The organism is Roseibium sp. ROS1 (assembly GCF_054658215.1).
The window spans coordinates 1,552,745-1,564,510 of sequence record NZ_BAAGIG010000002.1; the positions used below are offsets into that span (position 1 = coordinate 1,552,745).

The 11,766-nt window shown below is 58.8% G+C and carries 13 protein-coding genes and 2 tRNA genes; all 15 read right to left on the reverse strand.

The genetic code is table 11. The features are described 5' to 3' along the window. Positions 1 to 6 precede the first annotated feature (6 nt). Positions 7 to 315 carry an NADH-quinone oxidoreductase subunit NuoK gene (gene nuoK / locus ACYQ6M_RS15155; protein ID WP_006934707.1) on the reverse strand — a complete coding sequence of 103 codons (309 nt, stop codon included), beginning with the start codon at positions 313 to 315 and terminating at the stop codon, positions 7 to 9. A gap of 97 nt (positions 316 to 412) precedes the next feature. After that, positions 413 to 1,027, reverse strand: coding sequence for an NADH-quinone oxidoreductase subunit J (locus tag ACYQ6M_RS15160; RefSeq protein ID WP_460074641.1), 615 nt, complete (start codon positions 1,025 to 1,027; stop codon positions 413 to 415). 89 nt (positions 1,028 to 1,116) lie between these two features. Then, entirely contained in the window at positions 1,117 to 1,605 is a 489-nt protein-coding gene (gene nuoI, locus ACYQ6M_RS15165; protein ID WP_006934709.1) for an NADH-quinone oxidoreductase subunit NuoI, read from the reverse strand. Positions 1,606 to 1,625: 20 nt separating this feature from the next. Then, positions 1,626 to 1,862 carry a hypothetical protein gene (locus ACYQ6M_RS15170; RefSeq protein WP_006934710.1) on the reverse strand — a complete coding sequence of 79 codons (237 nt, stop codon included), beginning with the start codon at positions 1,860 to 1,862 and terminating at the stop codon, positions 1,626 to 1,628. Beyond that, entirely contained in the window at positions 1,859 to 2,917 is a 1,059-nt protein-coding gene (gene nuoH, locus ACYQ6M_RS15175) for an NADH-quinone oxidoreductase subunit NuoH (protein ID WP_031268412.1), read from the reverse strand. Before nuoH ends, ACYQ6M_RS15170 begins: the two co-directional genes overlap by 4 nt. 16 nt (positions 2,918 to 2,933) lie before the next feature. Beyond that, complete coding sequence (gene nuoG / locus ACYQ6M_RS15180) at positions 2,934 to 4,997, reverse strand: NADH-quinone oxidoreductase subunit NuoG (protein WP_062488657.1); 2,064 nt, start codon at positions 4,995 to 4,997, stop codon at positions 2,934 to 2,936. A gap of 26 nt (positions 4,998 to 5,023) precedes the next feature. After that, positions 5,024 to 6,325 carry an NADH-quinone oxidoreductase subunit NuoF gene (gene nuoF, locus ACYQ6M_RS15185; protein ID WP_022998431.1) on the reverse strand — a complete coding sequence of 434 codons (1,302 nt, stop codon included), beginning with the start codon at positions 6,323 to 6,325 and terminating at the stop codon, positions 5,024 to 5,026. A 9-nt stretch (positions 6,326 to 6,334) separates the two neighbouring features. Then, positions 6,335 to 7,609, reverse strand: coding sequence for an NADH-quinone oxidoreductase subunit E (locus ACYQ6M_RS15190; protein ID WP_022998430.1), 1,275 nt, complete (start codon positions 7,607 to 7,609; stop codon positions 6,335 to 6,337). Between the two features lie 81 nt (positions 7,610 to 7,690). Beyond that, the gene (locus tag ACYQ6M_RS15195) at positions 7,691 to 8,875 is read right to left on the reverse strand and encodes an NADH-quinone oxidoreductase subunit D (RefSeq protein WP_022998429.1); all 1,185 of its coding nucleotides are present in this window, start codon (positions 8,873 to 8,875) and stop codon (positions 7,691 to 7,693) included. Continuing rightward, positions 8,868 to 9,311 (reverse strand): GFA family protein, encoded by a 444-nt coding sequence (locus tag ACYQ6M_RS15200; RefSeq protein ID WP_209171478.1) that lies wholly within the window; start codon positions 9,309 to 9,311, stop codon positions 8,868 to 8,870. The genes ACYQ6M_RS15195 and ACYQ6M_RS15200 overlap by 8 nt, the downstream gene beginning before the upstream one ends. Positions 9,312 to 9,325: 14 nt before the next feature. After that, entirely contained in the window at positions 9,326 to 9,931 is a 606-nt protein-coding gene (locus tag ACYQ6M_RS15205; protein WP_022998427.1) for an NADH-quinone oxidoreductase subunit C, read from the reverse strand. A 181-nt stretch (positions 9,932 to 10,112) separates the two neighbouring features. Next, the gene (locus ACYQ6M_RS15210) at positions 10,113 to 10,691 is read right to left on the reverse strand and encodes a NuoB/complex I 20 kDa subunit family protein (protein WP_006934718.1); all 579 of its coding nucleotides are present in this window, start codon (positions 10,689 to 10,691) and stop codon (positions 10,113 to 10,115) included. Continuing rightward, complete coding sequence (locus tag ACYQ6M_RS15215) at positions 10,682 to 11,047, reverse strand: NADH-quinone oxidoreductase subunit A (RefSeq protein WP_006934719.1); 366 nt, start codon at positions 11,045 to 11,047, stop codon at positions 10,682 to 10,684. Before ACYQ6M_RS15215 ends, ACYQ6M_RS15210 begins: the two co-directional genes overlap by 10 nt. Positions 11,048 to 11,557: 510 nt before the next feature. Further along, a tRNA-Asp gene (locus ACYQ6M_RS15220) sits at positions 11,558 to 11,634 on the reverse strand. Positions 11,635 to 11,689: 55 nt separating this feature from the next. Beyond that, a tRNA-Asp gene (locus tag ACYQ6M_RS15225) sits at positions 11,690 to 11,766 on the reverse strand.

The following is an 11,766-nucleotide window of genomic DNA, read 5'->3' on the forward strand; positions in this document are numbered from 1 at the left end:
CAGCTCCTACCCTTTCATCACGTTGACGTCTTCCACGGCGATGGAGCCGCGGTTCCGGTGGAAGACCACCAGGATCGCAAGGCCGATGGCGGCCTCTGCGGCAGCCACGGTGAGAACCAGCATGGTGAAGATCTGGCCCATCATGTCGCCGAGGAACGACGAAAAGGCGACAAAGTTGATGTTCACCGACAGCAGCAGCAGTTCGATAGACATCAAGATAACAATCACGTTTTTCCTGTTCAGGAAGATCCCGAAGATCCCGATCGTGAACAGGATCGCCGCGACCGACAGATAGTGCGACAGACCGATTTCCATGGGCGCCTCGCCGTGCTCCCCTCGTTTACCCCAACCGGAAACAGCACGGAGGAGCGTGCCGGTTCCCGGACTTTCTCGAAAACGCAACCAGGTTGCGTCAGATACCCTTGCCCGTTTCCACCTTGCGGACCTCAACTGAGGCTTCGCGGTTTCGCGCAACCTGGTCCGGAATGCTTTGACGTTTGACATTCGGCTTGTGGCGCAGGGTCAGGACGATTGCCCCGATCATGGCCACCAGAAGAACCAGGCCAGCGACCTGGAAGAAGTAGATGTATCTGGTGTAGAGCACAGACCCGATCGCCTGGATGTTGCTCACGTCGCTAAGTGCCGGCATCGGCTCTGCGCCATGCCCGAGAACACCCGGTGCAATGATCCAGGCCCCCAGACCCATCAGCAGCTCGACCATCAGGATCACGCCGACCAGCGCGCCGACCGGCAGATACTGCAGGAAGCCCTGTCGCAGTTCGACGAAGTCCACATCAAGCATCATGACGACGAACAGGAACAGCACCGCCACCGCGCCGACATAGACGACCACCAGAAGCAGGGCCAGGTATTCGGCGCCCAGCAGAATGAAAAGACCAGCGGAATTCACAAACGCCAGGATCAGGAACAGAACCGACGTCACCGGATTGCGCGACGCGATCACCATGAATGCTGACGCCAGGGTGACGCCGGCAAACAGGTAGAAAAAGAGGGCTTTCAGGATCATTTCGAAGACCTGCCTGTCGTGTGGCCTTGCGGCCGGAAGTGCGGTGCCCGGCCGGATTGCCGGGCTGGAAACCATTGTTGGGTATGCTCCTAACGGTAAGGAGCATCCATTTCAATGTTACGGGCAATTTCGCGTTCCCAACGGTCGCCGTTCGCAAGCAGCTTTTCCTTGTCGTAGTAAAGCTCTTCGCGGGTTTCCGTGGCGAATTCGAAATTGGGGCCTTCGACAATTGCATCCACAGGGCAAGCTTCCTGACAGAAGCCGCAATAGATGCATTTGACCATGTCGATGTCGTAGCGCGTGGTACGGCGCGTGCCGTCGTTGCGCCGCGGTCCGGCCTCAATGGTGATTGCCTGTGCCGGGCAGATGGCTTCGCACAGCTTGCAGGCAATGCAGCGTTCTTCGCCGTTCGGATAACGGCGCAGGGCATGCTCACCCCGGAAACGCGGGCTCACCGGGCCCTTCTCGAACGGATAATTGACCGTTGGTTTCGGCTTGAAGAAGTAACGCATCGCCAGAACGAAGGCCGACACGAACTCCTGCAGAAACAGCGATTTGACGGCTTGACTAAGTCCCATCGCTTTTAGCCTCTCTTTCCTCAACCAGCCAGCTGACTGGCGGCCCAATAGCCGATGATCGGGAAACCGAACACCGGAACTCCAAAAACCAGTGCGCCCAGGAGCGCCTTGTGTCTGGCCGCGACACCACCGTCGCCGCCAGCTTGTCTGTTTTTCGTCTCCGCCGCCTGAAGCATACCCTTCAGGATCTTCCAATCGAGCCAGCCGACATAAAGACCGACAGCGGCACCGATTGCACCGGCGAGCGAGATCGTCACGCTGCGCCCGGTGCCCAGCCCATGATCATCAGGACTGCGGCGACGACCACGACCATGGCCAGCGACAGCGGCAGGAACACTTTCCAGCCCAGACGCATCAGTTGGTCATAGCGGTAACGCGGAACCATTGCCTTCACCATGGCGAACATGAAGAAGCCAAGGAAACACTTCAGCAGGAACCAGACGATGCCCGGAACCCAGGTGAACGGTGCAAAATCGAACGGCGGCAGCCATCCCCCCATGAAAAAGATGCTCATAAGCGCGCACATCAGGCAGATGGCGACATATTCACCGAGCATGAACATCATGTACGGGGTTGAGCCGTATTCCACCATGAAGCCGGCAACCAGTTCCGATTCCGCTTCCGCAAGATCGAATGGCGGACGGTTGGTTTCAGCCAGAGCAGAGATGAAGAACACCACGAACATCGGGAACAGCGGCAGCCAATACCAGTTCAGGAACGACAGCCACGGCACACCCAGCATGTTGGCAAGGCCGGTTTCCTGTGCCTGCACGATACCGGTCAGGTTCAAGGTGCCGGCACAAAGCAGCACTGTCACGATGACGAAACCGATGGAAACCTCATAGGAGACCATCTGGGCGGCCGAGCGCAACGCCGACAGGAACGGGTACTTGGAGTTGGAAGCCCAACCACCGATAATCACGCCGTAGACTTCCAGCGAAGACACTGCGAAGACGAAGAGCACACCGAGATTGATGTTGGCAATCACCCAGCCGTCGGCAACCGGAATAACGGCCCAGGCAGCCAGCGCCAGAAGCACGGATACCAGTGGAGCCAGCAGGAACAGAACCTTGTTGGATCCAGACGGGATCACCGGTTCTTTCAGAACGAACTTCAATAGATCGGCGAAACTTTGCAGCAAGCCCCAGGGACCAACCACGTTCGGGCCGCGGCGAATCTGCACGGCAGCCCAGATCTTGCGATCCGCGTAAAGCACGTAGGCGACAATCACCAGAAGCACGACCATCAGCAGAATGCTCTGGAATGCCATCCAGAGGAACGGCCAACCGTAGGTCGTCATGAACTCAGCCATATCGGTCCCCTACCCCTTATTCTGCTGCTTCTGCCGCTCGCGTCTTGGCGAGCGCCGAGCACTCGGCCATCGTCTTGGACGCGCGAGCGATCGGGTTGGTCAGGTAAAAATCGCGGATCACGTTGGCGAAGCCTGCGCTATCCATCTTGGCCTTGGCGTTGCCAAGCTTGGCGATATCGCCAGCATCACCTGCCTCGATCGCATCGATGCCCGTCATGTGCGGAACAGCTTCGAACAACTTTGAGCGCAATTCGGCAAGAGAGTTGAACTCAAGCGTCTGGCCAAGCACCGCGGACAATGCGCGAAGGATCGCCCAGTCTTCGCGGGCATCTCCCGGAGGGAACGCAGCCCGGTCGGCCATCTGGACGCGACCTTCGGTGTTGACGTAGATCGCGGATTTCTCCGTATAGGCAGCACCTGGCAGGATAACGTCGGCGCGGTGTGCACCGCGGTCACCATGCGTTCCCTGGTAGACAACGAAAGCGCCTTCCGGAACTTCAACTTCGTCGACACCCAGCAGGAACAGCACGTCAAGTGCACCCGGCTCCAGCATGGAGCCTGTGTCCTTGCCGCCCTCGCCCGGTACGAAACCGAGATCGAGAGCACCAACCTGGGACGCTTCGGTGTGCAGGATGTTGAAACCGTTCCAGCCGTCCTTGACGACACCAAGCGCCTTTGCGGCTGCAGCAAGCGTCGCGAGCACTTCAGCCCCATCCGGACGGTTCAGCGCGCCCTGGCCGATGATGAACATCGGGCGTTCGGCCTTTGCCGGAGCGTGGTTCACGAATTCCTTCAGGCTGTCCGGACCGGCACCCAGATAAGTTACCGGATAGGTCAGGTCGGCATTTTCACCAATCAGGCCGATGGTCACGTCGCCTTGGACCCAACGCTTGCGGATGCGAGCGTTCAGAACCGGAGCTTCCTGACGTGGATTTGTGCCGATCAGCATGATCGCGTCAGCGTCTTCAATGCCCTGGATCGTGCTGTTGAAGAGATAGCTTGCGCGGCCGTTCTTCGGATGCAGCGGAGATCCCGGGAAACGGCTGTCGATGTTGGCAACGCCGAGTTTGTCCATCAGCGCCTTCAGCGCGAACATGTCCTCAACGCCTGCCATCTGTCCAGCCAGAGCACCGATTTTGTCGGCGCTCGCGCCTTTTACCTTTTCGGCGATGATCTGGAATGCTTCACCCCAGGAAACGGGCTGCAGCTTGCCGTCCTTCTTGGCGTAAGGTCGGTCGAGGCGCTGGGTCTTCAGACCGTCCCAGATGTAACGGGACTTGTCGGAAATCCACTCCTCGTTGACCTCTTCGTTGAGCCGCGGCATCACCCGCATGACTTCCTTGCCGCGCGTGTCGACACGGATCGCGGAACCGACCGCGTCCATCACGTCGATGCTTTCGGTCTTGGTCAGCTCCCACGGACGGGCGTGGAATTCGTAAGGCTTGTGGGTCAAGGCACCAACCGGGCAAAGATCTGCCACGTTGCCCTGCATTTCCGACGACAGGGCCGCTTCGAGATAGGTGGTGATTTCCGCATCTTCGCCACGGCCGACCAGACCCATGTCGGTGACACCACACACTTCCGTGGTGAACCGCACACAACGCGTGCAGTGAATGCAGCGGGTCATGATCGTCTTGATCAGCGGACCGATTTCCTTGTTCTCAACGGCGCGCTTGTTCTCGTGGAACCTGGAACCGTCGACGCCATAGGCCATCGCCTGGTCCTGCAGATCACACTCGCCGCCCTGGTCGCAGATCGGGCAATCCAGCGGGTGGTTGATGAGCAGGAACTCCATCACACCTTCGCGGGCCTTCTTGACCATCTCGGACTTGGTCTCGACCACTGGCGGCTCGCCGTTCGGGCCCGGACGAAGGTCCTTCACGCCCATGGCACAGGAGGCGGTCGGCTTGGGCGGTCCACCCTTCACTTCCACAAGGCACATGCGGCAGTTGCCGGCGATAGACAGCCGGTCGTGGTAACAAAACCGCGGAACCTCGGCGCCCGCCTCTTCACAGGCCTGAAGCAGCGTGTAGTCCGCCGGGACATCCACTTCCTTGCCGTCGATGATGAGCTTCGTCATCCGTTGCTCTCCAAATCCCGTTCCGCTTACTCAGCCGCCACCATGGTCGAAGAAGACTTCGACTTGGCGACATAGTCATCGATGCGTTGCTCGATAACAGGCCGGAAATTCTTGATCAAACCCTGGATCGGCCAGGCGGCCGCGTCCCCGAGTGCACAAATCGTGTGGCCTTCGACCTGCTTGGTCACCTTGAACAGCATGTCGATTTCCTCATAGGAGGACTCGCCCTTGACCATTCGTTCCATCACACGCCACATCCAGCCCGTGCCTTCGCGGCACGGTGTGCACTGGCCGCAGCTTTCGTGCTTGTAGAAGTAGGACAGGCGGGCAATGGCCTTGATGATATCCGTCGACTTGTCCATCACGATCACGGCTGCGGTCCCCAGGCCGGAGCCAAGGCCGCGCAGCGTGTCGAAATCCATCGGCGCGTCCTTGATCTGCTCTGCCGTGAGGCACGGAACAGACGAACCGCCTGGAATAACCGCGAGAAGGTTGTCCCAGCCACCGCGAATACCGCCGCAATGCTTGTCGATCATCTCGGCAAACGGGATGCCCAGCTCTTCCTCGAAGGTCGACGGCTTGTTGACGTGGCCGGAAACACAGAAAAGCTTGGTGCCGGTGTTGTTCGGACGACCGAGCGCCGAGAACCACGCAGCACCGCGGCGCAGAATGGTCGGAGCAACCGCGATCGATTCAACGTTGTTCACCGTGGTCGGGCACCCGTAAAGGCCGACGTTTGCCGGGAACGGCGGCTTCAGGCGCGGCTGGCCCTTCTTGCCTTCCAGGCTTTCCAGCAGCGCGGTTTCCTCGCCGCAGATGTAGGCGCCGGCACCATGGTGGACATAAATGTCGAAGTCGTAGCCGTTCTTGTTGTTCTTGCCGATCAGACCGGCGTCATAAGCCTGGTCGATCGCAGCTTGCAAACGCTCGCGCTCGCGGATGAATTCACCGCGAACATAGATGTAGGCAGCAATGGCACCCATCGCATAACCGGCAACAAGGCACCCCTCGACCAGCGTGTGCGGGTCATGGCGCAGGATCTCGCGGTCCTTGCAAGTGCCCGGCTCGGATTCGTCGGCGTTGACGACGAGATATGCCGGACGGCCATCGGATTCCTTGGGCATGAACGACCATTTCAGGCCGGTCGGGAAACCGGCACCGCCGCGGCCACGCAGACCTGAATCCTTCATTTCCTGAATGATCCAGTCGCGCCCCTTGTCGATGAGGCCCTTGGTATTGTCCCACTGTCCGCGCTTCTTGGCGCCTTCCAGGCCCCAGTCGTGGAGACCGTAGATATTGGTGAAGATCCGATCCTGATCCTTCAGCATCTCTTCCCCCTAGTCTTCGCTCTTGGAGGAGGCCACTTCACCGGCTTCCACGCGCTTGGAAAAATCTGTTTCACCGCCGGATGCCAGAACCTTGGCCTGCTCAATCCAGCCATCACGTTCGATACGGCCCTTGAACTTCAGACGGCTGTCGACCCAGGCAACTTCCTGCGGTCCCCATGAGGCCACCTGATCGAAGTGGAAAAACCCGAGTTCGTTGAGTGTCGCTTCCAGTTTCGGACCGACACCCTTCAGCTTCTTCAGGTCGTCCGGCTTGCCGCCGCGCGCTTCCTTCAGAAGTTCAGGTTCTTTTTCCTGACCGTCGGTGCTTCCACTGGTGTCGGCTGTGCGGGCAACTTCAACTTCGGCACGGTCGTCGGAATCAGGCTTGCCCTTGTTCTGACTGCGCGCTGCAGGCGTAGCTGCTTTTTCTGCCTTGGCTTTCTTGGCCGGTTCAGCCTTTGCCTCAGCCTTCTTGGGCGCAGCTGCCGCTGGCGCTTCGCTTGCCTTGGCCGATTTGGCTGCATGCGCCGCCTTTACCTTGGCAACAGCATCTTCTGCAGGGGTCGGCACGCCATCATAGTCGTTGCCACCTGCATTGATCGGTGCGCCGGCAAAAGCATGAGACGCCTTTTCCGAACCGTCGACCAAGTGGGGAACCGGCAGCTCACCCTTCGTGTTGTCATCGATTTCAGTGAGCGACGTCTGACCGCCTTCGGCCATTGCAAAACGGCGACCGTTCTGCGGGCCCGGCGTTACTTCCTTGCCAGCGGCGATATCGTCGATCAGCTGGTTGAAGCTGTCTTCAGTCAGGTCTTCATAGGTATCCTTGAAGATCTGCACCATCGGCGCATTCACACAGGCGCCAAGACACTCGACTTCTTCCCAGGAGAACATGCCATCCTCGGAAATCTCGTGCATGTGCTTGGCAATGCGGCTCTTGCAGATCTTGATCAGGTCTTCCGACCCGCGCAGCTGACACGGCGTCGTGCCACAAACCTGAATATGGGCCTTCTTGCCGACCGGCTGCAGCTGGAACATGGTGTAGAACGTCGCCACTTCCAGAACGCGGATCTTCGGCATGTCGAGCAGGTCCGCGATATAGCGGATTGCCGGCTCACTCACCCAACCTTCGTTCTGTTCCTGCGCACGCCACAAAAGCGGAATGACCGCGGAGGCCTGACGGCCTGCCGGATAACGGTCGATCAGCTTCTTTGCCCAGTCGAGGTTCTTCTCGGTGAACGCGAAGCTTTCTGGTTGTTCCGCGGCAAGTCGGCGAACTGCCATGGTGTTATCCCCGTTCTGTCAAAATGACCGGAGCCGGACGGGCGGCTGCCAGGGTCGAAAATTGGTTGTGTGCCGTCCGCATCAGCGGTCGACCTCACCGAACACGATGTCCAGAGACCCCAGCACTGCCGAAACGTCGGCAAGCATGTGCCCGCGGCACAGGAAGTCCATGGCCTGAAGGTGGCTGTAGCCAGGCGCCTTGATCTTGCAACGGTACGGCTTGTTGGTACCGTCCGCGACCAGATAGACGCCGAACTCACCCTTGGGTGCTTCGACGGCTGCGTAAACTTCACCAGCCGGGACGTGATAGCCTTCGGTGTAGAGCTTGAAGTGGTGGATGAGCGCTTCCATCGAACGCTTCATTTCACCGCGCTTCGGCGGCACGATCTTGCCGTCGATGGACGAGACCGGACCAGTTTCGACCGTCAGCTTTTCCAGGCACTGCTTCATAATCCGGACTGACTGGCGCATTTCTTCCATGCGGATCAGGTAGCGGTCGTAACAGTCGCCGTTCTTGCCGATCGGAATATCGAAATCAAGTTCGGAATAGCATTCGTAAGGCTGCGACTTGCGCAGATCCCAAGGTGCACCGGATCCACGAACCATCACGCCAGAGAAGCCCCAGGCCCAGGCATCGTCAAGGTCGACAACGCCAATATCCACGTTGCGCTGCTTGAAGATACGGTTGTCGGTCAGGAGACCTTCGATATCGTCAAGCGTCTGCAGGAACGGATCACAGAAGTCCCAGATGTCGTCGAGCAGGTCACGAGACAGATCCTGGTGAACACCGCCCGGACGAACGTAAGCTGCGTGCATGCGGGCACCGCAAGCACGCTCGTAGAACACCATCAGCTCTTCACGGGGCTCAAAGCCCCAGAGCGGCGGTGTCAGCGCGCCCACGTCCATGGCCTGCGTCGTCACGTTCAGAAGATGAGACAGCAGACGACCGATTTCCGAATAAAGGACACGGATCAGCTGGCCGCGCTTGGGCACTTCCACACCAAGCATACGCTCGACTGCAAGCGCAAAAGCGTGTTCCTGGTTCATCGGCGCCACGTAGTCGAGGCGGTCGAAGTAAGGCACAGCCTGCAGATAAGTCTTCTGCTCGATCAGCTTTTCGGTTCCACGGTGCAGCAGACCGATGTGCGGATCCACACGCGTTACCACTTCGCCGTCGAGCTCAAGCACGAGGCGCAGCACGCCGTGCGCCGCCGGGTGCTGCGGACCGAAGTTGATGTTGAAGTTACGAACCTGAGCCTCAGCCATTTTGAGGTTCCTGCATTTTTTGCGTGAAATAGGCGATGACTTCGGGACCGGTCATTCTGCGGGTTTCATTAGCGAAAGCGTAGTTTGCCGGCTGTTCGTCAACGAAAATTTCGGACGTGAATTTGAAAACGGACGGATCGTCAAAGGCTTGCGCGGAGACGCTCACGTGTGAGCCGTCGGCCATTCGCCACATCAGCGAGGAACCGCACTTGCTGCAGAAAACCCGTTCGCCGTAGTCGGATGACTTGTAGACGCCGAGGGCATCCTTGCCTTGAACATCCAGACCGTCCATCGATCCGCAGCTGACAGCCATATAGGTACCACCGGTCCAGCGGCGGCACATGGCGCAGTGGCAGACTCCCATTTCGCCGTCTACCGGCGTTGCGGCAAACCGCACCTCGCCGCAAAGACACCCACCTGAAAGCCGTTCGCTCATCCCTGCCCCGCCCTTCAGTTGGTCGTTGCCTTCTCGTCACCGGGCAGCACGTAGTCCGTGCCTTCCCAGGGCGAGAGGAAGTCGAAGGAGCGCATTTCCTGGTTCAGGCGTACCGGTTCGTAGACAACGCGTTTCTTCTCGTCGTCATAACGAACTTCGACAAAGCCCGTAACCGGGAAGTCCTTGCGCAGCGGATATCCGTCAAAACCGTAGTCGGTCAGGATGCGGCGCAGGTCCGGATGGCCGGAGAACAGAATGCCGTACATGTCGTAGGCTTCACGCTCGAACCATTCAGCACCTGGAAACAGCGGGGTCAGAGAAGCAACCGGCGTATTTTCGTCGGTTGCGACCTTCACACGAACGCGCTGGTTCTGAACGGGAGACAGGAAGTGGTAGACAACGTCAAAGCGCTTCTCGCGCGAAGGGTAATCCACACCGCAAATATCCGTCAGATTGACGAACTTGCACGAGCTGTTGTCGCGCAGAAAGCGGATCGCATCGAGAATGTCGGTCGCGTTTACGGTCAGCGTCAGCTCGCCGTATTCGACCTTCCAGGACACAAGGGACTCACCCAGACCGAGCTCGATATGCTCAGCGAGTTCCTTCAACGTCTCGTCCATCGTGTTCGACCTCACTCGTAGATCTGCAGCGTTCAACCGGTTCCGATTGAGTGCCGACTGCCGATCGATCCAGTTTGCCGGGTCTTTGTTGCGCCCCGCTGGACGCGACCCGGAGAGTCAGTTGAACGGGCGCCAGGCGCCCACTCCCTCAAAAATCCGCCGCCTCTTCGGCGGCAGATCCTTATCTTTCGATAGTGCCCGTGCGGCGGATCTTCTTTTGAAGCATCAACACGCCGTAGAGCAGCGCCTCGGCTGTCGGAGGACAGCCTGGAACGTAGATATCGACCGGCACAACGCGGTCGCAACCGCGCACCACAGAATAGGAATAGTGGTAGTAGCCGCCACCATTGGCACACGACCCCATGGAAATGACGTACCGCGGCTCAGGCATCTGGTCGTAGACCTTGCGCAGCGCAGGTGCCATTTTATTCGTCAGCGTGCCGGCAACAATCATCACGTCCGACTGGCGCGGTGAAGCGCGCGGCGCGAAACCGAAACGCTCGGCGTCATAGCGCGGCATCGACATCTGCATCATTTCAACGGCGCAGCAGGCCAGGCCGAAGGTCATCCACATCAGCGAGCCGGTACGAGCCCACTGGATGAGGTTGTCGGTGGAGGTTACGAGAAAGCCCTTGTCGGCCAGCTCGTTATTAACTTCCAGGAAGAATGCGTCATCCGCGCCGACAGGTTTGCCCGTATTCGGGTCGATAATACCTTGCGGCTGCGGTGCAACGAGCGGCTCGGTCGTGGTCAATCCCATTCCAGCGCTCCCTTTTTCCATTCGTAGATGAAGCCGACGGTCAGGACACCGAGGAAGACCATCATGGACCAGAAGCCGTACCAACCCAGGTCACCGAACACGGTTGCCCAGGGGAACAGGAACGCGACTTCCAGGTCGAAGATGATGAAGAGGATCGAGACCAGATAAAAGCGCACGTCAAATTTCATGCGTGCATCGTCGAAAGCGTTGAAGCCGCACTCATAGGCCGACAGCTTTTCCGGATCCGGATTCTTGTAGGCCAGGATGAAAGGCGAAATCAGCAGCGCAAGGCCGATCACCAGCGCAATGCCGATGAACACGACGATCGGGACATATTCCCGCAAGAGTTCTTCCATGTCTTTCGCGTCCTTGCATATGGAGGCGGATCGGGAGGCGATCCGGTGCCAGGGCTGCGCGCCCCGTTGCCTTCATTATACCGGCAGGTCACGCTGTGCCCGTCGGCGTTATGAAACCAACATGCGAGCGCACGCTTAGCTTACGACTTGGTGCAACGCAAGACCCACATGCGGTCAAACTCTTGCCATGTTTGCACCTGTTTCGCACCTACCCCCGACAAATCCTTAATTTCAGCCAGTTTGCAGGAAGGCAAAAACTTTGCACAACCCTTCAGGAAATATGCCGCACCTGCGTTCGTTTTCCACCCCCCTCGCAGAATCGAAGCAAACGCCAGACAAACACCAAAAGAGCTGAAATTTGAATGGACTGCGTCGCCCCTGCCTTGAACGCATGATAGCCATCTTGGCGACAATGCCAAGGGGTTGCCTGTCTGCGCGGCAAAGCGCTCGCTTTGCGCGAGGCTTGATGTTTTCGATTGAACAGTCTGGGGAAACAAGAGGTACCGTGAGTGGCGCGAGTGACGGGGCTCGAACCCGCGACCTCCGGCGTGACAGGCCGGCACTCTAACCAACTGAGCTACACCCGCACATTCACGGTATATGCGCCAATTCCCGAAAGTACCAAAGCACTTCTATGGGAAGTGGCGCGAGTGACGGGGCTCGAACCCGCGACCTCCGGCGTGACAGGCCGGCACTCTAACCAACTGAGCTACACCCAC